We start from the raw sequence: 21361 nt of genomic DNA on the forward strand, positions 1-21361 counted from the left end.
CGCGGGTGCGCCGCCCGGATACCCTGGCTGCGCCCTCCCGGCAGCGGGAGGCCCGGCCCGCCCGACCAGGAGTCCGCATGTCCGTCGTCGACAACGCGATCTACGTCGACGGGAAGCGCGCCGTCGTGCCCTCCTCGCTCGACCACACCTTCGAGGAGCTCAAGGCCTGTCCCGCCGGACCACGGACCTTCGGCTGGATCGGGCTGCTGCGCCCCAGCGAGCAGGAGATCCGGGCCGTCGCCGACGAGTTCGGCCTGCACGCCCTCGCCGTCGAGGACACCATCACCGCCCACCAGCGCCCCAAGCTCGAGCGCTACGGCGACCTGCTGTTCGTCGTGCTGCGCCCGGCCCGCTACGTCGACTACGACGAGGTCGTCGACATCGGCGAGGTGCACCTGTTCGTCGGGCACGACTTCGTGATCACGGTGCGGCACGCGGAGGAGCCCGACCTCGGCGAGGTGCGCAAGCGCCTCGAGGCCGACCCCGCGCTCCTCGACACCGGCCCCTACGCCGTGCTCTACGCCGTGCTGGACAAGGTCGTCGACGACTACGCCCCGGTGCTCGACGGCCTGCAGGACGACATCGACGAGATCGAGGTGCAGGTCTTCGGCGGCGACCCCGGCGTCTCCCGGCGCATCTACACCCTCACCCGCGAGGTGATCGAGTTCCAGCGCGCGGTGGAGCCCCTGGAGACGCTGTTCGCCGGGCTGCGCGAGCGGCTCAAGGAGACCGCCTCCGAGAGCGACCTCGAGCTGCGCCGGGCCCTGCGCGACGTCGCCGACCACGCCACGCGCGTCCTGGAGCGCATCGAGGGCTTCCGCGCGCTGCTCACCAACATCCTCACCGTCAACGCCGCACTGGTCGGCCAGCGGCAGAACGAGGAGATGGCCCGGATGACGCAGGCGGGCTACGAGCAGAACGAGCAGGTCAAGCGCATCTCGTCGTGGGCGGCCATCCTCTTCGCGCCCACGCTCGTCGCGTCGATCTACGGCATGAACTTCGACGTCATGCCCGAGCTGCACTGGACGCTGGGTTACCCCTTCGCCCTGATGCTGATGATCCTGCTGGGCCTCGGGCTCTACACCGTCTTCAAGCGCCGCGGATGGCTGTAGCGCCGCTCCGGGGCCGGGGCTGGCAGCGCGGGCAGCTGAACGAGCTGCGGTTCATGAACGACTCGCGGCGGATCGGGGTGCCGCAGCGCCGGCACGGGCGGTCGGCCTGCCCGTAGGCGTCGAGCGAGCGGTCGAAGTAGCCCGAGGCGCCGTTGACGTTCACGTACAGCGCGTCGAACGACGTGCCGCCCGCGGCCAGCGCGGCGTCCATCACCTCGGCGGCCGCGGCGAGCACCGTCCGCCCCTGGGCCCGCGTCAGCTTCTCGGTGGGGCGCTCGCCGTGCAGCCGCGCGCGCCACAGGGCCTCGTCGGCGTAGATGTTGCCGATGCCGGACACGACGGTCTGGTCGAGCAGCGCGCGCTTGAGGCCGGTGCGCCGGCGGCGGATGCCGGCCACGGCGGCGTCGAGGTCGAACGCGGGGTCCATCGGGTCGCGGGCGATGTGCGCGACGGGCTCGGGCAGCCGGTCCGGGCCGACGACGGGGTGCAGCGACAGCCCGCCGAACGTCCGCTGGTCGACGAACCGCAGCTCCGGGCCGTCGTCGTCGAACCGCAGGCGGATGCGCAGGTGCTTCTCGTCGGGGCGGCTCTCGTCGGCGACGAGCATCTGGCCGCTCATGCCGAGGTGGGCGAGCAGCGCGTCGCCGCCCTGCTCCCCCGCACCCTCGTCGCCGTCGAGGTCGAGCCACAGGTACTTGCCCCGGCGCCGCGCCGCGGTGACCGTGCGGCCGGCGAGGCGGGCGGCGAAGTCGGGGCCGCCGGCGACGTGGCGGCGCACCGCGCGCGGGTGGGCGACGTCGACGGAGGCGATGGTGCGCCGGAGGACGTGGTCGGCCAGGCCGCGCCGGACGACCTCGACCTCGGGGAGCTCGGGCACGGGGGCTGCTCGACCCGCTCAGGAGGCGGCGGAGCCGGTGGCGGCCTCGGCCGTCAGCGTGCGCCAGGCCAGCTCGGCGGCCTTCTGCTCGGCTTCCTTCTTCGTGCGCCCGTCGCCGGAGCCGAGGTCGCGCCCGTTGACGACCGCCGTGGCCGTGAAGACCTTGAGGTGGTCGGGGCCGTCCTCGGTGATGCGGTACTCGGGCACGCCCAGGTCGGCGGCCGCGGTGAACTCCTGCAGGCTCGTCTTCCAGTCGAGGCCCGCGCCGAGCAGCGGGGCGCCGACGAGCAGGGAGTCGAACAGCCGGTGCACCGCCGCGCGGGCGGTCTCCAGGCCGTGCTCCAGGTAGATCGCGCCGATCAGGGCCTCGGTGGCGTCGGCGAGGATGCTCGACTTGGTGCGTCCACCCGTCATCTCCTCGCCGCGCCCCAGGTACAGGTACGCGCCGAGCCCGTCGGGGCCCATGGTCTCCGCGACGCCCGCGAGCGCGTGCATGTTGACGACGCTCGCGCGCAGCTTCGCGAGCTGCCCCTCCGGGAGGTCGGGGTGCTCGAGGTAGAGCCGCTCGGTGACGACGATGCTCAGCACCGAGTCGCCCAGGAACTCCAGGCGCTCGTTGGTGGGCAGGCCGCCGTTCTCGTAGGCGTAGCTGCGGTGGGTCAGCGCGAGGACCAGCAGCTCCTCGCCGATCTCGACACCCAGGGCATGCAGCAGGGGCCCGCGGTCCTCTGCGGGCCCCTGCTGGCCGTGTCCTGGCACGAGGATCCGGGGATCAGGCCGGGCTGACGACCTGGCGGCCGTCGTACTGCCCGCACGTCGGGCAGGCGACGTGCGGGGGCTTGACGGCCCGGCAGGCGCGGTTCTGGCACGCGGCGAGCGTGGGAGCAGTGGCCTTCCACTGCGACCGACGCGAGCGCGTGTTCGACCGCGACATCCGGCGCTTCGGAACGGCCACGATGAATCTCCTAGCAGTACTCGGTTCCCGACCGGAGGAGTTCTCGGTCGGCAGGGCTATCAGTCGGCAGGCAGGCGCTCACGCAGAGCGGCCCAGCGAGGGTCCAGTGTCTCATGCCCGTGGTCGGGCGCGAGGTCGGCCCACTTCTCGCCGCACTCGACGCACAGTCCGGGGCAGTCGGGGCGGCACAGCGGCGACAGCGGCAGGTCCAGGACCAGCGCGTCCCGGACGATCTGCTCGACGTCGACCTGGTCGTCGCCGACGCGCGGGAGCTCGTCGGCGTCGGTGGTCTCGTCGGTGACGCTGTCGGGGTAGGCGAACAGCTCGGCCAGCTCGACGGTGATCTCGTCGGTCAGCGGGTCGAGGCAGCGCGCGCACTCCCCCTCCAGGGAGGCGTGCGCGGTGCCGGAGACGTAGATGCCCTCGGTGACCGACTCCAGCCGGACCTCGAGCTCGATCGGGCTGCCCTCGGGCACCCCGATCGTCTCCAGGCCCAGCCGCTCGGGCTCGCCGGGGGCGGGCACGGTGCGGGTGTAGGACTTCATGGCGCCCGGTCGGCGCCCGAGCTCCCGGGTGCCGAAGACCCAGGGGCTCACGGGGCCGCGGGACGCGGGACGGTGTGCGCTCACCCGGTCCAGGGTAGGCGCTCCGCGCCACCGGGTTGCGGCCGCGCGGCCCCGGACCCTCAGCCGGAGTCCTCCTCCTCGTCGTCCGCGGTGGCGGTGACCTCCTCGTCCGGCTCCGTCGCCGTCGTGGTCACCGGCTCCCGGACGGCGGTCGTGGTGGGGACCGGGGTGGGTGCGGGCTTCGTCGTCGGGGCCGGTGGCGGCGGGGTGACGACGGGCGGCGGGGCGGGCGGGGAGGTCGTGGCCCGCGGCGTCGTGGTCGCCGGCGTCGTCTCCCGAGGTGTCGTGGCCTGCGGTGTCGTGGCCGGTGGGGCCGTGGCCGGTGGGGCCGGTGTCGTGGTCGGCGGCGGGGCCACGACGGGCTCCTCCGGCTCGGGTGACGTCGACGGCGGCGCCGCCGGGGTGGGCGAGGGTGACGACGGGGTCGACGGTGCCGACGGGACGGGCGACGACGGGGCCGGGGGCGTGCTCACCGGCGGAGCGGTGCCCGGCGCGGGAAGCGGGACGCTCCCCGGTGAGCCGGGCAGCGACGACGGGGGCGACGGCGACGCGGGGGGCGCGGCTCCCGCGTCGGTCGGGGTTCCGGCGACGGCCGGTGGTGCGGCGACGGCCGCGACCACCACCGGCGCGGCGGCCGCCTGCCGGACCACGGGCAGCACGGCCGGGGCGACCGGGGCGGGCAGCGGCGGCGCGGTGAGCACCCGCGGCACCTCCCGCGGATCGGCCGTGATCGCCGGAGCCGGGAACGCCGGCTCGACGGTGGGGGCGGGCCCGGTCGGCGGCAGGAACGGGCCGGTGGCCGGTCCGGAGCCCGCGGCCGGCCGGCTGGCGCCCAGGTAGTCGTCGCCGGGGTAGCGGACCATCGCGATCTGCACCGGCTTCCCGCGCCGCGGCGCGTTCACCATCCGGCCGCCGCCGAGGTACATGCCGACGTGGTGCACCCGTGCGAGCGTCCCGTAGAACACCAGGTCGCCGGGCAGCAGCGCCGCGCCGGGCGTCAGGCGGGGCCCGGCCTGGAACTGGGTGTGCGCGGTGCGCGGCAGCCCGATGCCGGCGTAGGAGTAGGCCGCGGTGGTCAGGCCCGAGCAGTCGAACCCGGGGTCGCCGTCGGCCGGTCCGTTGCCGCCCCACACGTAGGGCAGGCCGATCTGGGCGAGTGCGAACGCGATGGCCGCGTTCACGGCGCCACCCGGTTCCGCGACGGTCGCGGGCGACGGCGCGGAGGGCACGGCCGCCGTCCCGACGGGGGCCGCCGCGGCTGCTTCCGCGGGTGGAGCGGCGGCGACGGCGGCGGCCACCACGACCGGCGGCACGACCGGCTGCGCCGCCGCGGACGCGGACCAGGTCGGGGTGCCGGAGCCGGCCGGCTGGGCGACCGGCGCGGTCGGCTCCGCGTCCGCGGGCACCGCGAGCGCGTCGGGCGCAGGCCCCCACCCCGCGGCGACCAGCACCGCTGCCGCCACGGCCGCTACCGGCCATCTGCTCCGTCGTGCCGCGTCCTGGGTGCGTTCCACGCCAGCCCCTCGTCACCGTTCGCAGGTGTGACCACGGGCGGCACGGGTGGTGGCGCCCGATCCCCGAATGGTCCGAGGGGACTCGCAGGCCGTGCGGGAGCTGTTACCCCGCTCACCTCACGGGCCCGACGCGGTCACCGTCCGCGCCCCGACTCGCGCGCAGTCAGAGCCCGACTCGCGCGCAACGAGAGCCCGACTCGCGGGGGTGGTGCGCCGGGGTCAGGCCGGGGGGTGGGGGGCTGGGTCGGGGGGTGGGGGGCTGGGTCGGGGGGTGGGGGGCTGGGCCGGGGGGTGGGGGGCTGGGCCGGGGGGTGGGGGGCTGGGTGGGCGGCTGGGTCGGGTGGAGCTGGGGCGGGGCGGGCGGGGGGCGGTCGAAGGCGTCCGCGACCAGGGCGGCCAGGCCCAGGAACGCGTCGCGGGTCCGCGGCCGCAGCCGGGCCAGCTCGACGCGGCCGCCGGTGGCCAGGTGCGGGTCGTGCGGGATCTCCACCACGGCGCGGCAGCGGGCGGCGAAGTGCTCGCGGATGCGGACGGCGTCGACCTCGTCGCTCGTGCGGTCGCACGACAGCACCACGATCGCGGCGCGGGCGAGGTCGGGGTGGCCGTGGGCGAGGAGCCAGTCGAGCGTCTTGCTCGCCCGGCTCGCCCCGTCGACGGTGGGGGCGCCGACGATGATCACGCTGTCGGCGAGGGTGAGCGTGCCCTCCATCGCCGAGTGCACGAGCCCGGTGCCCGAGTCGGTGATGACGATGTTGAAGAACCGCGAGAGGGCACCGCTGACCTGCTCGTACTCCTCGCGGCTGAACGCGTCGCTGGACGCCGGGTCCTGCTCGGAGGCGAGCACCTGCAGCCGGCCCGCGAGGCTCGTGTAGCGGGTGATGTCGGCCCAGGAGTGGATGCGGTCGACGTCGCGCAGCAGCTCGCGGACCGTCACCGACGACTCGCCGGTGAGCCGGTCGGCGAGCGTGCCGGCGTCGGGGTTGGCGTCGAGGACGACGACGCGGTCGCCGCGGTGCTCGGCCAGGGCGAGGCCCAGGCAGGTGGCGACCGTCGTCTTCCCGACGCCGCCCTTGATCGAGGTGACGGCGATGCGGTGCGTGGCGTGCAGGGGGCGGCGCAGCCGGTGCACGAGCTGGCGGCGCACGCGCTCCAGCTCGCTCGGGCCGGGGTTGACCAGCCCGCCGCTGACCCGGTGCACCACCTGGCGCCAGCCCTCCCCGGGCACGTCGGCGCGCCGGCGCACGATCATGTCGTCGGTGAGCTCACCGGCCGTGCGCCCCCCGTGCATCCCGTCGGCGCCGGTCCCGCTCGTGCTGTGCCCGCTCGTGCTGTGCCCGCTCGTGCTGTGCACTGTCTCCCCCGCACCCGATCCGACGTGGAGGCGGTGCCCGTAGCGCTCCCACCAGCCCGCGGGGTCGGGCTCGACCCGTCGCGCCATGGCACGGACAGTAGCGTGATCGACGCGCTCCGTGGCCGATCGTCAGTCGATCAGGTCCATCCCCGTGCCGGAGCGGCCGTAGCCGGGGGCCGCCGGGGCCGGCCCGCCGCCGTGGCCGCGCCAGAGCTGGCTGCGGCCCTGGCCGACGGTGCGCAGCGCCTTGCCCAGCGTGTCCTCGAACTCCGCGAGCTTGGCGTCGACGTAGCCGTCGCACTCCCGGCGCAGCCGGTCGGACTCGGCCTGCGCCGCGTCGACGACCCGCGCGCCCTCGGCGTGCGCCGTGCGCACCACCTCGGTCTGCGACACCAGCCGCGCCTGCTCGGCGAGCCCGTCGGTGACGTACCGGTCGTAGGTGGCGCGCCCGGCGGCGTCGAGGCGCTCGGCCTCGGCGCGGGCGCGGTCGGTCAGCTCGGTGTACTGGCGGCGGCCCTCCCCCACGGCGCGCTCGGCCTCGTGCCGGGCCTGCGCGAGCGTCTGCTCGGCCTCGGCGCGGGCCTCCTCGACCAGCCGCGTCGCCTCCGCCTGCGCGTCGGCGAGCATCTGCTCGGCGTCGGCCTGCGCGCCGGAGCGGGCCTGCTCGGCCTCGCGCTCGGCGTCGCCGATGATGTCGTCGCGGCGGTCGAGCACGTCCTGGGCGTCGTCGAGCTCGCCGGGGAGCGCCTCCCGGACGTCGTCCAGCAGCTCGAGGACGTCCCCGCGGGGGACCACGCAGTTCGAGGTCATCGGGACGCCCCGAGCCTCCTCGACGACGGTGACCAGCGCGTCGAGCGATTCGAAGACCCGGTACACGCGGGCATCCTCTCATCGGGGCGCGCGTGGACCGATTATTCGGCCCGCACCCGCGTGTCAAGTTCCGTTCGGGTGATCAGGCCCGCTCCGCGATGCGCTCCATCAGCCGAGCGTGTACCGCCTCCGGGAGCAGGTGGGCGACGTCTCCCCCGAACGTCGCCACCTCCTTGACCAGTGAGCTGGCGATGAAGCTGAACTCCGGCGCGGTGGGCATGAACAGCGTCTCGACGCCGGTCAGGCCGTGGTTCATCTGCGCCATCTGCAGCTCGTAGTCGAAGTCGGACACCGCCCGGATGCCCTTGACGATCGCGCGCACGTCGTGCTCGCGGCAGTAGTCGACGAGCAGCCCGTGGAAGGAGTCGACGCGGACGTTCGGGTACTGCGCCGTCTGCTCGGTGAGCATGTCGATCCGCTCCTCGAGCGTGAACATGCCCTTCTTCGACTTGTTTACGAGCACCGCGACCACCAGCTCGTCGAACAGCGGGGCGGTGCGCCCGATGATGTCGAGGTGGCCGTGCGTGACGGGATCGAACGAACCGGGGCAGACCGCGCGCCTCATGGGCGGTGACCCTACCCGTCGCGCACGCGGCCGCCGTCCGGAGTAGAACTCGACCCGTGCCCGTACTCGATCACGTCGTGCCGACCACCGACGGCGACTGCCCCGTGACCCTGCACCTGCCCGACGAGGGCCCCGGCCCGTGGCCCGCGGTGATCCTCTACCCGGACGCGGGCGGCACCCGCGCGACGATGCGGGCGATGGCCGACCGCCTCGCCACCCTGGGCGACGGCTACGGCGTGCTGCTGCCCGACGTCTACTACCGGACGCCCGGCTGGGTCCCCTTCGACCTCGCCACCGTGTTCTCCGAGCCCGACGAGCGCGCCCGGCTGATGGGGATGGTCAAGGGCGTGACCGCGGCGATGTACCGCAGCGACCTCGACGCCTACCTCGACTTCCTCTCCACCGCCACCGAGGTCTCCGGCGACGCCGTCGGCACCACGGGCTACTGCATGGGCGGGCGCGCGTCGATGGTCGTCGCCTCGCACCGGCCGGACCGGATCGCCGCCACGGCGTCGTTCCACGGCGGCGGCCTCGCCTCCGCCGACGACCCGGACAGCCCGCACCTGCGCGCCGCCGACATCCGGTCGGCCGTCTACGTCGCCGGGGCCACCGACGACGGCTCCTTCGACGAGGCCGCGCGCGACCTGCTGGAGGCCGCGCTGACCGGGGCGGGCGTGACCCACACCATCGAGACCTACCCCGCCGCCCACGGCTTCGCGGTGCCCGACAACCCCACCTACGACGAGGCGGCGGCCGCGCGGCACTGGGCGGCGCTGGAGTCCCTCTACGCGGAGGCGCTGCCCCGCCCGTGAGCACCGGCCGCAGCGGCACCCCGACTCGGTCGCCACGACACCCCGACTCGCGGGAACACCCCGACTCGCGGGAACACCCCGACTCGCGGAGGCACTTCCCGCGAGTCGGGGTCTCGTGGCGCGCGTGTCGGGGTCGGACGGGGCCGGCGTGACGGGTCTGCTCCTGGTCCTCGCCGGGGTGGCGGCCGGGCTGTCCGGGTCGATCGCGGGGCTCGCGTCCCTGTTCTCCTACCCGGCGCTGCTGGCCGTGGGCCTGCCGGCGACCACGGCGAACGTCACCAACACCGTTGCGCTGGCGTTCTCGACGGTCGGGCAGGTGGCCGGGTCGCGCCCCGAGCTGTCGGGCCAGTGGCCGGTCCTGCGCCGGCTGGCCCCGCTGACGCTGCTCGGCGGGGCGACCGGGGCCGGCCTGCTGCTCGTGACGCCGTCGGAGGCGTTCGAGCGGATCGTGCCGTTCCTCGTCGGCGGGGCGGCGCTGGTGCTGCTGTTCCAGCCGCGGATCCGGGCCGTCGCCGCGCGCCGGGGCTCCCCCGACGCCGGTCCCGCGGTGCTCGGCGGGATCTTCGCCGTGGCCGTCTACGGCGGCTACTTCGGCGCGGCGGCCGGGGTGCTGATGCTGGCGCTGGTGCTGATCGGGCTGCCGGTGGGCCTGGCGCGGGGCAACGCCCTCAAGGCCGTGCTGCTCGGGCTGGCCAACGCCGTCGCGGCCGTCGGGTTCGCGGTGCTGGGCACCGTCGAGTGGTGGGCGGTGCCACCGCTCGCGATCGGGGTGGCGATCGGCGGCTGGTGCGGGCCCTGGGTGGTGCGCCGGCTGCCGGCCGGGCCGCTGCGCGTCGGGATCGCCCTGGCCGGGCTGGGCCTCGCGGTGTGGCTGGCCGTGCAGGCCTACTGACACGCCCCGGTGAACAGCACCGTCTCCCCGTAGCGCCGCTGCCGGACCGCGACCAGCGGCGACGGCCACGCGAACGACCCGCCGTCACGCCCCCGCCCGGCCCGCCGCTCAACGACCACCACCGCGTCCGGGGCGAGCCAGCCGTGCGCGGCCGCGTCGGCGAGCCAGCCGGCGACCTCGGCGTCGGGGACGTCGTAGGGCGGGTCGACGAGCACCAGGTCGTAGGGGCGCGGGGCGTCCGAGCCCAGCACGGTGCCCGCCGGGGCCGCGCGCACCTCGGCGCCGGGCAGGCCCAGGTCGGCGACGTTGCGCCGCAGCACCGCGGCCGCGCGCCGGTCGGACTCCACCAGCAGCGCGTGCGCCGCGCCCCGCGACAGCGCCTCGAGCCCCAGCGCCCCCGACCCCGCGCACAGGTCGAGCACGGCGGCGCCGTCGAGCCCGGGGTCGTGGGTCAGCGAGCTGAACAGGGCCTCGCGCACCCGGTCGGACGTGGGCCGGGTGCCCGACGGGGGCACGGCCAGGCGCCGCCCGCCGGCGACCCCGGCGACGATCCTCGTCATGCGGCTTCGCCGCCCGTGAGCGGCGATCGTGGCCAGGGCCACGATCGCCGCTCACGAGGGGTCACTCCAGCTCCAGCAGGAGGTCGCCGCCCTCCACCTGCTGGACCCGGCCGATCGCGAGCCGGCCCACCCGGCCGCCCTGCTGCGCGGTGATCGAGGCCTCCATCTTCATAGCTTCGATGGTGGCGACGGTCTGGCCGGACTCGACCGCGTCGCCCTCCTCGACCTGCAGCGTGACGACGCCGGCGAACGGCGCGGCCACGTGGTGCGGGTTGCCCCGGTCGGCCCGCTCGGCCGCCTTGACGTCGGTCGAGACCGACTCGTCACGCACCTGCATCGGGCGCATCTGCCCGTTGAGGGTGGCCAGGACGTTGCGGTAGCCGCGCTCGTCGGCCTCGGAGATCGCCTCCAGCTCGATGAGCAGAGTGACGCCCTGCTCGAGCTCGACGGTGTGCTCGGTCTCGGGCTCCAGGCCGTAGAGGAAGTCCTTGGTCGAGAGCACCGACGTGTCGCCGTAGGCCTCCTGGTGGGCCTCGTACTCCTTCGTCGGAGCCGGGAAGAGCAGGCGGTTGAGCGTGGCGCGGCGGTCCTCGCGCAGCCCGCGGCGGTCGTCGATCGTCAGCTCGACGGCGTTCTTCTCCGGCGAGCGCCCCTCCAGCGCGCGGGTGCGGAACGGCTCGGGCCAGCCGCCGGGCGGGTCGCCCAGCTCGCCGCGCAGGAACCCGATCACCGAGTCGGGGACGTCGAACTTGCCGGGCTCGGCCTCGAAGTCGGCCGCCTCCACCCCGGCGCCGACGAGGTGCAGGGCGAGGTCGCCGACGACCTTCGACGACGGCGTGACCTTCACCAGCCGCCCCAGCATCCGGTCGGCGGCGGCGTAGAGGTCCTCGATCAGCTCGAACCGGTCGCCCAGCCCCAGCGCGATCGCCTGCTGGCGCAGGTTGGACAGCTGCCCGCCGGGGATCTCGTGGTGGTAGACGCGCCCGGTCGGCGACGCCAGCCCCGACTCGAACGGCGCGTAGACCTTGCGCACGGCCTCCCAGTACGGCTCCAGGTCGCCGACCGCGGTGAGCGAGAGCCCGGTGGCGCGCTCGGTGTGGTCGGTGGCCGCCACCAGCGCCGACAGCGACGGCTGGCTGGTCGTACCGGCCATGCTCGCCACCGCCGCGTCGACGGCGTCGACCCCGGCGTCGATCGCCGCGACCAGCGTGGCCAGCTGGCCGCCCGCCGTGTCGTGGGTGTGCAGGTGCACCGGCAGGTCGAAGCGCTCGCGCAGGGCCGTGACCAGTGCCTTCGCCGCGGGCGGGCGCAGCAGGCCGGCCATGTCCTTGATCGCGAGGACGTGCGCGCCCGCGTCGACGATCTGCTCGGCCAGGCGCAGGTAGTAGTCGAGGGTGTAGAGCCGCTCGGACGGGTCGGACAGGTCGCCGGTGTAGCAGAGCGCGACCTCCGCGACGGACGTGCCGGTGGCCCGCACGGCGTCGATGGCCGGGCGCATCTGCTGGACGTCGTTGAGGGCGTCGAAGATCCGGAAGACGTCCATCCCCGACGCCGCCGCCTCCTCGACGAACGCGTCGGTCACCTCCGTCGGGTACGGCGTGTAGCCGACGGTGTTGCGCCCGCGCAGCAGCATCTGCGTGCAGATGTTCGGGACGGTCTCGCTCAGCGCGGCGAGGCGGTCCCACGGGTCCTCGTTGAGGAACCGCAGCGCCACGTCGTACGTCGCGCCGCCCCAGCACTCCAGGCTCAGCAGCTGCGGGGCGGTGCGCGCCACGTACGGGGCGACGGCGAGCAGGTCGCGGCTGCGGACGCGGGTGGCCAGCAGCGACTGGTGGGCGTCGCGGAACGTCGTGTCGGTGACGGCCACGGCCGTCTGCTCGCGCAGCCGCCGCGCGAACCCCTCGGGCCCGAGCTCGCGCAGCAGCTGGCGCGAGCCGTCCGGGGCGGGCGCGGCGAGGTCGCAGACCGGCAGCTTGTCGACGGGCTCGACGACCTGCGGGCGCTCCCCGTTGGGCCGGTTCACCGTGACATCGGCGAGGTAGGTCAGGATCCGCGTGCCGCGGTCGGCGGGCTGGCGCGCGCGCAGCAGCTGCGGGCGCTCCTCGATGAAGCTCGTGGTGACCCGGCCCTGCTGGAAGTCGGGGTCGGCGAGCACCGCGGCGATGAACGGCAGGTTCGTCGACACGCCGCGGATGCGGAACTCCGCGATCGCCCGGCGCGCGCGCCGCACCGCGTTGGGGAAGTCGTGGCCGTTGCACGTGAGCTTGACCAGCATCGAGTCGAAGTGCGCGCTGACCTCGGCGCCGGTGTGGGTCGTGCCGCCGTCGAGGCGGACGCCGGGCCCGCCCGGGGAGCGGTAGTTGCTGATCGTCCCGGTGTCGGGGCGGAAGCCGTTGGACGGGTCCTCGGTGGTCACGCGGCACTGCAGCGCGGCGCCTGTGCACGTCACCTGGTCCTGGGTGAGCCGCAGCTCGGGCAGCGTCTTGCCGGACGCGATGCGCAGCTGCGCGATGACCAGGTCACGGTCGGTGACCTGCTCGGTCACGGTGTGCTCGACCTGGATGCGCGGGTTCATCTCGATGAAGACGTGCTCGCCGCGCTCGTCGAGCAGGAACTCCACGGTGCCCGCGTTGACGTAGCCGATGTGCCGGGCGAACTTCACGGCGTCGTCGCAGATCCGCTCCCGGATCGCCGGGTCGAGGTTGGGCGCGGGCGCGATCTCGATGACCTTCTGGTGGCGCCGCTGCACCGAGCAGTCGCGCTCGTAGAGGTGCACGACGTTGCCTTCGGCGTCGGCCAGGATCTGCACCTCGATGTGACGGGGGTTCACGACCGCCTGCTCGACGAACACCGTGGCGTCGCCGAAGGCCGACTCGGCCTCGCGCATCGCGGCCTCGATGGCCTCGCGGAGGTCGCCCGGCTCCTGCACGCGCCGCATGCCGCGCCCGCCGCCGCCCGCCACCGCCTTGACGAAGATCGGGAAGCCGATCTCGTCGGCCGCGGCCACCAGGGCGTCGACGTCGGTGCCCGGCTCCGACGAGCTCAGCACGTTGACGCCGGCCTCGCGGGCCGCGGCGATCGCACGCGACTTGTTGCCCGTCAGGTGCAGCACCGAGGACGGCGGCCCGACGAACGTGATCCCGGCGTCGGCGCAGGCCTGCGCGAGGTCGGGGTTCTCCGACATGAACCCGTAGCCGGGGTAGATCGCGTCGGCGCCCGCCCGGCGCGCGGCCTTGATCACCTCGTCGACCGAGAGGTAGGCGCGCACCGGGTGCCCGGGCTCGCCGATCTGGTAGGACTCGTCGGCCTTGGCCCGGTGCAGGGAGTTGCGGTCCTCGTACGGGAAGACCGCGACGGTCGACACCCCGAGCTCGTAGGCGGCCCGGAACGCCCGGATCGCGATCTCTCCCCGGTTGGCGACCAGAACCTTGCGGAACACGGGCGACCCCTCTCGTTCTTGATCCGGCGCGCGAACCGTACCCGGGCGCACCCGATCGGACCCGTGCGAATCTCACGTTGGTTCGGGTACCAAGGAGTCGTGGGACACAGCCGGCACACCACCGTCCACGACGCCCGCGCGTTCGCCGACGGTCGTCGGCAGCGCCGGGCCGCCGAGATCCGTCGCGCCCGCAGGGGCCGGCCACGGCCCGTGCCGCGCCGGGTCCTGCCCTGGCTGCTGCTCCTGCCCCTGTTCGTCTCCGGGGTGCTGGCGCTGGTCTCCTTCGTGCTCGCCACGGCGGTCGCCCTCGGGCTGACGGTCGCGGCCGCCACACCGTTCCTGGTCGCCGGCGGCGTCGCCTTCCACGTGGTGCGGCGCCGGATCCGCGCCCGCTCGGCCGGCACGGCGCCGCTGCCCGGGCGCCCGGCGGCGCCGAAGCGGCCCGACGTCGTGTGGCGCTTGTCGCTCGACCGGTTCCACGCACTGGCCGCCGCCTACGCCGCCCACGAGTGCGACCCGATGAACGTGCTGCGCCTGCCGGCGCTCTCCGACGTCACGGTGCCCAGCACCGGGCGGTTCGTCGACGCGTTCGCCCACGCGCAGGCCCTGGAGTCCGACGCCTACCCCGGTGACGCCCACGCCGCGCAGTTCGTCGCCGCCGTCGACGCCGCCGAGCGCGCCTGGCGCGCGGCCCGCGAGGCCGCGGAGCGGATCCGGCTCGCGGGGCTCTCGCCCGCCGAGCGGTCCACGGTCGAGCGGGTGATCAAGCTGCTCACCACCGCCCGCGACTCCGACCACGAGCCGGAGCGCCTCAGCGCCTACGCCCGGGCCCGCAGCGAGCTCGACAAGCTCGACGCCGCGGGCACCGTCCACCTCCCCCGCACCGCCCGCGCGGCGCTCGACGCGGCCGCCCGGGGCGCCCTGCCCGCCTGATCCGCCCGGTCCGACCCCGAACCACGGGGTTGAACCCCCCGAATACCGGTCACCCTGCGAGGGAGTGCCCGTCGCACGCCCGCACGTCGCACCCCGTACGCCCGCTGGACCGGAGGACCGCCATGCCCCTGTCGCCGCACGAGCAGAGGGCGCTCGCCGCCATCGAGGACGCCCTGAACGCGCAGGACCCCTCGCTCGCCGCCCGCTTCCAGGGCGCCCGCGTCCGCCCCCGCCGCACCGGCCCGTCCTGGACGCGGTGGCTCCCCGTCTCCGTCGTCGACCTCGCGCTGCTGGTGCTCGGCCTCGCGGTCCTCGCGATCGTGCACACCGTCGTGCCGCAGGCGCACCCGCTGCTCACTGCCGGCCTGACGCTGGGCCTCGCGGGGGGCTGGGTGGTGCTGGTGGCGCGCCGCACCCGGCGGCCCGAGCCGGCCGCCCCGACGCCCACGGGCGGATCGGCGAACCTGCGGATCTGAGGCGGGCCCTCACACCTTGTCGAGGTACTCCGCGCGGTCGTCGGTGACGACCTCGCCGACCAGCGCGGCGAGGCCCGGGCTGGTCGCCAGCCCCGGGTCGTGCGCCACGAGGTCGGCCGCGTAGACCTGCGCCTTCGCGATGACGTCCTCGTGCTTGAGCAGCGACAGCAGGCGCAGCCCGGACCGGCGGCCGGACTGCAGCGCCCCCAGGACGTCGCCCTCCCGGCGCAGCTCGAGGTCGAGGCGGGCCAGCTCGAACCCGTCGGTGGTGCCCTCGACGGCGGCGAGGCGCTCGCGGGCGGCGGTGGCCTCGGGCATCTCCGTGACGAGCAGGCACACCCCGGGCGCCGCGCCCCGGCCGACGCGGCCGCGCAGCTGGTGCAGCTGGGACAGGCCGAAGCGCTCGGCGTCGAGGATGACGATGGCGGTGGCGTTGGGGACGTCGACGCCGACCTCGATGACCGTCGTCGCCAGCAGGACGTCGATCTCGCCGCGCTCGAAGGACCGCATCACGGCGTCCTTCTCGTCGGCGGGGAGCTTGCCGTGCAGGATGCCCAGGCGCAGGCCCGCGAGCGCGCCCTCCTGCAGGCGGGGGGCGATGTCGAGCACGGCCAGCGGCGGGCGGCGGCCCTCCTCGTCGGGGCCGGGGGGCTCGACGTCGGAGTCGGTGTCCTTCTCGGCGTCGCCCACGCGCGGGAACACGACGTAGGCCTGGTGGCCCTTGCCCACCTCGTCGTGGAGGCGCCGCCAGACGCTCGCGAACCACTGCGGCTTCTCCGCCAGCGGCACGACCGACGTGGCGATCGGCGACCGGCCGCGGGGCAGCTCGCGCAGCGAGGACACCGTGAGGTCGCCGTAGACCGTCATCGCGACCGTCCGCGGGATCGGCGTGGCCGTCATGACGAGCATGTGCGGCGCCTTCTCCCCGCGCCCGCGCAGGGCGTCGCGCTGCTCGACGCCGAAGCGGTGCTGCTCGTCGACGACGACGAGCCCGAGGTCGGCGAACCCGACGCGGTCCTGGATCAGCGCGTGCGTGCCGACGACGATCCCGGCCTGCCCGGACTGCGCGTCGAGCAGCGCCTGGCGCTTGGCCTTCGCCCCCAGCGACCCCGTGAGCAGCGTGACGCTCGTGGCCCGCTCGGCCCCGCCCAGCTCCCCCGCCTGCGCGAGCGGGCCGAGCATCGCCCGCAGCGACCGCGCGTGCTGCGCGGCCAGCACCTCGGTGGGCGCGAGCATGGCCGCCTGCTGCCCGTTGTCGACGACCTGGAGCATCGCCCGCAGCGCGATGATCGTCTTGCCCGCGCCGACGTCGCCCTGGACGAGGCGGTTCATCGGGTGGGCGTGCGCCAGGTCGGCCGCGACCTGCGCCCCGACCTCCTGCTGCCCGGCCGTGAGCGTGAACGGCAGCCGGGCGTCGAACGCGTCGAGCAGCCCGCCCGCCACCGGCGGGCACTCCGGCGCGGGCCGGGCGGCGGTGGCCTGGCGGCGGAGTGCGAGGGCGAGCTGGACGCCGAGCGCCTCGTCCCACACGAGGCGGTGCCGGGCGGCGTGGATGTCGGCGTCGGTCTCGGGCACGTGCATGCGGCGCAGCGCGCGGCCCAGCTCGGGCAGCGACTCGCGCTCGCGGATCTTCGGAGGCAGCGGGTCGGTGACCTCGACCCGCCCGCCCGCGTCGAGCAGGTCGAGCACGATCCGCACGCACTTCGCGATGACCTGCGACTGGATCTTGCCGGTGGCCGGGTAGACCGAGAGGAACGGGCGCACCTCGTCGGTCTCGTCGATCGGCTCGAACTGGGGGTGGGTGAGCTGCAGCTTGCCGCCCCACACCCCGACCTTGCCGGAGAACACCGCCCGCACGCCGGGGTGGATCAGGTGCTGGACCTTGTGGCCGTTGAAGAACGTGCAGTCGAGCTGCGCGCCCTTCTCGTCGCGGATGACGACGGCGAGCAGCTTGCCGCGCCGCGCGCGCATGTCGCGCAGCGTGGACGAGGCCACCTGCGCGACGAGCGTGGCGTGCTCGCCGATCTCCAGGCCCGCGATGTCGGTGAGCTTGCCGCGGTCGACGTAGCGGCGCGGGTAGTGCCGCACCAGCTCGCCGACGGTGCGGATCTCCAGCTGCGCCGCCAGCAGGTCGGCGGACTTGCGCCCGAGCAGCGGCTCCAGCGCCGCGTCGAGGTCGACGTTCACTCCACCCCCAGCACGATCGGGTAGTCGGTCTGCCCGCCCCGGTGGACCACGACGTCGACCTCGGGGTGGGTGCGCCGCAGGTCGGCGGCCAGGCCCTCGCCCAGCGCGTCGTCGGCGCCCTCCCCGAGCAGCGCCGTGACGATCTCGCCCCCCGCGGTGAGCATGCGGTGAGCCAACCACAGGGCACCGACAGCCAGGTCCGGCGCGATCAGCACCACCTCGCCGTCGGACAGGCCGAGCACCTCCCCCGGCTCGCAGCGCCCCACCCACGTCATCGCCTCGGTCTCGGCGACGACGAGCGCGGCCGTGCGGGTGAGCGCCGCCGCCTCGGCCATCGCGACGACGTCGTCGGCCGGGCGCCGCTCCGGGTCGTGCACGGCGAGCGCGGAGAGACCCTGCAGCACCGACGCCGTGGGCAGGACCAGCACCTCTTGGCCGTCGAGCCGGGCCGCGGACGCCGCGCGCTCGGCCGCGGGGAGCAGGTCGTTGTCGGCGGGCAGCAGCACGACGTGCCGGGCGCCGGTGGCCACCAGCGCCTCGTGGACCGCCCGGTGGTCGACGGCCTCCTCGCGGGGCAGGACGTCGGCGCCGGCCGAGCGGGCGAGCTCGCCGAGCTCCGCGCCCGCGGCGACGAGGAGCACGGCGCGGGCGCGGTCGAAGCGGTCGGGCGCCGCGGCGATCTGGTCGGCGAAGCGGACGACGGTGATGCGGTGCGGGCGCCCCGCGACGACGCCGGCCTCGACCGCCGCGCCCACGTCGGTGCAGTGCACGTGGATGTTCCAGGTGCCGCTGCCGTCGCCGACGACGGCGACGGAGTCGCCCAGCTCGTCGAGCTCGGCGCGCAGGACGGCGACGGCCTCGTCGGAGGCCTCCAGCAGGTACATGACCTCGTAGTCGAACACCGGGGAGCCCGACTCGCGGGCGGCGACGAGCGCGTTGCGGCCCCTGGCCGGGCCGCGCCCGGGCGAGGGCTCCGGGAACGCCGACCCGGCGCGCCCGCTGACCAGCGCGGCCAGGGCGTCGAGGACGAGGTACAGGCCGAGCCCGCCGGCGTCGACGACCCCGGCGCGGGCCAGCTCCGGCAGCTGCCCGGTGGTCTCGCACAGCGCGTCGCGGGCGGCGTCGGCGGCCGCGACGGCCACCGCGTCGAGCCGGTCGGACCCCACCGCCACCGACGCCACGGCCGCCGCCGACAGCACCGAGAGCACCGTGCCCTCCCGCGGTCGCGTGACCGCGGCGGTGGCGAGCCGGTGCGCGCGGCCCAGTCCGTCGGCGAGGACCTTCCCTCCCGCGGACGGCCCCGCCTTGGCCGCGACGGCGTCGGCGACCCCGCGCAGCACCTGCGACAGGATCACCCCGGAGTTGCCGCGCGCACCGATCAGCGCGCCCCGCGCCAGCGCCGCGGCGACCTGCCCGTCGCCGCGGCCGACGGCGTCGAGCGCGGCCCGCATGGTCAGCAGGAGGTTCGTGCCGGTGTCGCCGTCGGGCACCGGGAAGACGTTGATGCGGTCGATCTCGGCGCGGTGGCGCTCCAGCGACCCGATCGCGGCCTTCGCCCAGCCGGTGAGCACGGCGGCGTCGAGGATCGGGGGCACGTCCCGAGCGTAGTGACCCGGGGGGTGTGCACCCGCCGCGGACGCCGCAGGTACTCTTGGGCTTCACGTCCGGGGAATCCCGGCGTTCCCCCAGATTCGAGGAGTTCGACGTGGCTGCCGTCTGCGACGTCTGTAGCAAGGGTCCGGGCTTCGGCATGTCCGTCTCGCACTCGCACCGCCGCACCAACCGCCGCTGGAACCCGAACATCCAGACCGTTCGGGCCCGCCTCACCGCCGGTGGCAACCGCACCCGCCTCAACGTGTGCACCTCGTGCCTCAAGGCGGGCAAGGTCGCGCGCGCCTGACGCGGCTCTGCTGTACGACCGAGAGCTGAACGACCGACGGCGCTCCGCTGAGGCGGGGCGCCGTTTCGTCGTGCCCGTCGTCGCTCTCCGGGAGTTGCAGGAAAGCCACGTTCATGCAACCAGGTGGCGTGAACGTGGCTTTCCTGCAACTCGGACCAGTCGCGGGCTAGGGCAGCTTCCAGTCGACGGGGTCGCCGCCGATCTCCTCCAGCAGGTCGTTGACCCGGCTGAACGGCTTCGACCCGAAGAACCCCCGGTCGGCCGACATCGGCGACGGGTGCGCCGACTCCACCAGCGGCACGTCGACCAGCAGCGGCGCGAGGTTGCGGGCGTCGCGACCCCACAGGATCGCCACCAGCGGCTCGCCGTCGCGGTCGACCAGCGCGCGGATCGCCTGCTCGGTGACCTTCTCCCAGCCCTTGTCCCGGTGGCTGCCCGGGTTGCCCGGCTCGACCGTCAGCACCCGGTTCAGCAGCAGCACCCCCTGCGCGGCCCAGGGCGTCAGGTCGCCGGTCGACGGCGTCGGGTGGCCGAGGTCGTCGCTGTACTCACGGAAGATGTTGGCCAGCGAGCGCGGCACCGGCCGCGTCTCCGGCGCCACCGAGAACGACAGCCCGATCGCGTGCCCGGGCGTCGGGTAGGGGTCCTGGCCGACGATCAGGACGCGCACCTCGTCGAAGGGCTGCGTGAACGCGCGCAGCACGTTCGCCCCGGCCGGCAGGTAGCGGCGGCCGGCGGCGATCTCGGCGCGCAGGAACTCCCCCATGTCGGCGATCACCGGGGCGACGGGCTCCAGCGCCCGCGCCCACCCGGCCTCGACGACCTCGCTCAGCGGCTTCGCCACCTCAGCCCTCCAGCCGGCGCAGCTCGGCGCGGAACCGCTTGCCGCGCTGGACGTAGGACGTGACCGCGTACTCGGTGACGTCCGCCGGCACCTCGTAGCCCTCGCGCACGCGCGCCGGTATGCCCAGCGCCATGGTGCGCGGCGGGATCTCCGCGTTCGGTGAGACCACCGCGCCCGCGGCGACAACCGCCCCCGCCCCGACCGTCGACCCGTTGAGCACCACCGACCCCGACGAGATCAGCGCCCGGTCGCCGATGGTGGCCGCCTCGATGTGCACGTTGTGCCCGACGGTCACCTCGTCGCCGATGATCGTCGGCCGGTCGACGGTGGTGTGGATGATCGTGCCGTCCTGGATGCTCGTGCGGGCGCCGACGACGATGTGGCCGTCGTCGCCGCGGAGCACCGCGGTGGGCCACACCGACGACTCCGCCCCGATCGTGACGTCCCCGATCACCACCGCGTCGGGGTGGACGTAGGCGTCGGGGTGGATGCGGGGCTCGACGTCGCCGAGGGCGTAGAGGGGCACCCCGACACCCTAGGACCCGTGCCCCGAGCCGGCCGTGCGGCGGGGGTCGGGGGTCGGGGGCGGCGGCTTCCCGTAGACCAATGCGATGGGTGGGCGCCATCTGGGTGGGGGCCGGCTCGCACACCGGTTCCGCCGCCGCCACACCGGTCGCAGCAGGTGTGCGGCACACATGACCGATGTGCGGCGGGCTGCCCCGCTGCCGGACGGGAAGGAGTGCGACGTCACGGTCGTCGCCGCGACCCTGACGTCACAGTTCCGACGATCATCGTCGGGTGATCGCCGAGAAGGCGACACCAGCGTCGTCCCGGCGACCGCCTTGTCACACTCTCGACGATCACGGGCGGGGCCGGTGGGGCGGGGCGTTCGGCAGCGGGCTTGCGGGGGGCGGGCGGGGGCAGGCGAGCGGGCGGAGCAGGGCGGCGGAGCAGAGCGGCGGAGCAGAGCGGCGGAGCAGAGCGGCGGAGCAGAGCGGCGGAGCAGAGCGGCGGAGCAGAGCGGCGGAGCAGAGCGGCGGAGCAGAGCGGCGGAGCAGGGCGGCGGAGCAGGGTGGCGTGCGTTCCGGGGGGGGCGGGGCGGGCCAGCGTGCGTGCGGGTGCAGGCGTGCGGAGGGCGGGGAACTGGGGGCGGGAGCTGGGGGCTTGGGACGGGAGCTGGGGCGTGGGCGGGAGTGCCGCGGGCGGCAGGCGGTAGTTGGGTGCGGCCGGCTCGCACACCGGTTCCCCCCCGCCACACCGGTTGCAGCAGGTGTGCGGCCCCCAGAACCGATGTGCAGTGGCTCCCCGCTGCAGGAAGGGCAGGAGTGTGACCTCACGGTCGTCGCGACGACCGTGACGTCACGGTTCCGACGATCACCGCCGCATGATCGCCGAGAATGCGACACCAGCGCCGTCCCCGCGACCGCCACGTCACACTCCCGACGATC

The 21361-nt window shown here is 75.1% G+C and carries 19 protein-coding genes and 1 pseudogene; 6 read left to right on the forward strand and 14 right to left on the reverse strand.

What is annotated here, in order from left to right; genetic code table 11:
• Positions 1 to 77: 77 nt before the first annotated feature.
• Positions 78 to 1112: a magnesium and cobalt transport protein CorA gene (locus HOP40_RS34255; RefSeq protein WP_172167420.1), complete on the forward strand. Its 1035-nt coding sequence runs from the start codon at positions 78 to 80 to the stop codon at positions 1110 to 1112.
• Here the strand turns inward: HOP40_RS34255 and mutM are convergent.
• The 8 genes and pseudogenes from mutM to coaD form a co-directional block, all read right to left on the reverse strand.
• Positions 1090 to 1989 carry a bifunctional DNA-formamidopyrimidine glycosylase/DNA-(apurinic or apyrimidinic site) lyase gene (gene mutM, locus HOP40_RS34260; protein ID WP_172167423.1) on the reverse strand — a complete coding sequence of 300 codons (900 nt, stop codon included), beginning with the start codon at positions 1987 to 1989 and terminating at the stop codon, positions 1090 to 1092. The genes HOP40_RS34255 and mutM overlap by 23 nt on opposite strands.
• A gap of 18 nt (positions 1990 to 2007) precedes the next feature.
• Entirely contained in the window at positions 2008 to 2748 is a 741-nt protein-coding gene (gene rnc, locus HOP40_RS34265; protein ID WP_172167425.1) for a ribonuclease III, read from the reverse strand.
• A gap of 13 nt (positions 2749 to 2761) precedes the next feature.
• Positions 2762 to 2944, reverse strand: coding sequence for a 50S ribosomal protein L32 (rpmF, locus tag HOP40_RS34270; RefSeq protein ID WP_172167427.1), 183 nt, complete (start codon positions 2942 to 2944; stop codon positions 2762 to 2764).
• Between the two features lie 59 nt (positions 2945 to 3003).
• Positions 3004 to 3573 (reverse strand): YceD family protein, encoded by a 570-nt coding sequence (locus HOP40_RS34275; protein WP_420821776.1) that lies wholly within the window; start codon positions 3571 to 3573, stop codon positions 3004 to 3006.
• 815 nt (positions 3574 to 4388) lie between these two features.
• Positions 4389 to 4754, reverse strand: a pseudogene (locus tag HOP40_RS36285) (C40 family peptidase); the annotation flags it as partial.
• Between the two features lie 493 nt (positions 4755 to 5247).
• Complete coding sequence (locus HOP40_RS34285; RefSeq protein WP_240157427.1) at positions 5248 to 6522, reverse strand: MinD/ParA family ATP-binding protein; 1275 nt, start codon at positions 6520 to 6522, stop codon at positions 5248 to 5250.
• Between the two features lie 42 nt (positions 6523 to 6564).
• Positions 6565 to 7311 carry a DivIVA domain-containing protein gene (locus HOP40_RS34290; RefSeq protein ID WP_172167429.1) on the reverse strand — a complete coding sequence of 249 codons (747 nt, stop codon included), beginning with the start codon at positions 7309 to 7311 and terminating at the stop codon, positions 6565 to 6567.
• A 76-nt stretch (positions 7312 to 7387) separates the two neighbouring features.
• The gene (gene coaD / locus HOP40_RS34295) at positions 7388 to 7870 is read right to left on the reverse strand and encodes a pantetheine-phosphate adenylyltransferase (RefSeq protein ID WP_172167431.1); all 483 of its coding nucleotides are present in this window, start codon (positions 7868 to 7870) and stop codon (positions 7388 to 7390) included.
• A gap of 56 nt (positions 7871 to 7926) precedes the next feature.
• Here coaD and HOP40_RS34300 point away from each other — a divergent pair, with 56 nt between their 5' ends.
• Together HOP40_RS34300 and HOP40_RS34305 are read left to right on the forward strand one after the other, a co-directional pair.
• Positions 7927 to 8682, forward strand: coding sequence for a dienelactone hydrolase family protein (locus tag HOP40_RS34300; protein WP_172167433.1), 756 nt, complete (start codon positions 7927 to 7929; stop codon positions 8680 to 8682).
• Between the two features lie 148 nt (positions 8683 to 8830).
• Positions 8831 to 9574 (forward strand): sulfite exporter TauE/SafE family protein, encoded by a 744-nt coding sequence (locus HOP40_RS34305; protein WP_172167435.1) that lies wholly within the window; start codon positions 8831 to 8833, stop codon positions 9572 to 9574.
• Here HOP40_RS34305 and rsmD read toward each other — a convergent pair.
• Together rsmD and HOP40_RS34315 are read right to left on the reverse strand one after the other, a co-directional pair.
• Positions 9568 to 10134, reverse strand: a complete 567-nt coding sequence (rsmD, locus tag HOP40_RS34310; RefSeq protein ID WP_172167437.1) for a 16S rRNA (guanine(966)-N(2))-methyltransferase RsmD — start codon at positions 10132 to 10134, stop codon at positions 9568 to 9570. The two genes, HOP40_RS34305 and rsmD, sit on opposite strands and share 7 nt — an antisense overlap.
• A 61-nt stretch (positions 10135 to 10195) precedes the next feature.
• The gene (locus tag HOP40_RS34315) at positions 10196 to 13573 is read right to left on the reverse strand and encodes a pyruvate carboxylase (protein ID WP_172167439.1); all 3378 of its coding nucleotides are present in this window, start codon (positions 13571 to 13573) and stop codon (positions 10196 to 10198) included.
• Between the two features lie 99 nt (positions 13574 to 13672).
• Here HOP40_RS34315 and HOP40_RS34320 point away from each other — a divergent pair, with 99 nt between their 5' ends.
• Positions 13673 to 14506: a hypothetical protein gene (locus tag HOP40_RS34320; protein WP_172167441.1), complete on the forward strand. Its 834-nt coding sequence runs from the start codon at positions 13673 to 13675 to the stop codon at positions 14504 to 14506.
• 122 nt (positions 14507 to 14628) lie between these two features.
• Entirely contained in the window at positions 14629 to 14982 is a 354-nt protein-coding gene (locus HOP40_RS34325; RefSeq protein WP_172167443.1) for a DUF3040 domain-containing protein, read from the forward strand.
• Between the two features lie 9 nt (positions 14983 to 14991).
• On the opposite strand, the gene HOP40_RS36290 is transcribed toward HOP40_RS34325, so the two are convergent.
• A complete protein-coding gene (locus HOP40_RS36290; RefSeq protein ID WP_240157428.1) occupies positions 14992 to 17169 on the reverse strand; it encodes an ATP-dependent DNA helicase RecG in 2178 nt (725 codons plus the stop codon).
• Positions 17166 to 18764 (reverse strand): DAK2 domain-containing protein, encoded by a 1599-nt coding sequence (locus HOP40_RS36295; protein ID WP_240157429.1) that lies wholly within the window; start codon positions 18762 to 18764, stop codon positions 17166 to 17168. Before HOP40_RS36295 ends, HOP40_RS36290 begins: the two co-directional genes overlap by 4 nt.
• A gap of 110 nt (positions 18765 to 18874) precedes the next feature.
• Between HOP40_RS36295 and rpmB the strand changes: the two genes are divergently transcribed.
• Entirely contained in the window at positions 18875 to 19069 is a 195-nt protein-coding gene (gene rpmB / locus HOP40_RS34335) for a 50S ribosomal protein L28 (protein WP_172167445.1), read from the forward strand.
• 166 nt (positions 19070 to 19235) lie between these two features.
• Here the strand turns inward: rpmB and HOP40_RS34340 are convergent, their stop codons facing one another.
• The gene (locus HOP40_RS34340) at positions 19236 to 19913 is read right to left on the reverse strand and encodes a uracil-DNA glycosylase (RefSeq protein WP_172167447.1); all 678 of its coding nucleotides are present in this window, start codon (positions 19911 to 19913) and stop codon (positions 19236 to 19238) included.
• A 1-nt stretch (position 19914) separates the two neighbouring features.
• Complete coding sequence (locus HOP40_RS34345) at positions 19915 to 20439, reverse strand: gamma carbonic anhydrase family protein (RefSeq protein ID WP_172167449.1); 525 nt, start codon at positions 20437 to 20439, stop codon at positions 19915 to 19917.
• Between the last annotated feature and the right edge of the window lie 922 nt (positions 20440 to 21361).

The sequence above is a fragment of the Pseudonocardia broussonetiae genome, assembly GCF_013155125.1.
Taxonomy (GTDB): domain Bacteria; phylum Actinomycetota; class Actinomycetes; order Mycobacteriales; family Pseudonocardiaceae; genus Pseudonocardia; species Pseudonocardia broussonetiae.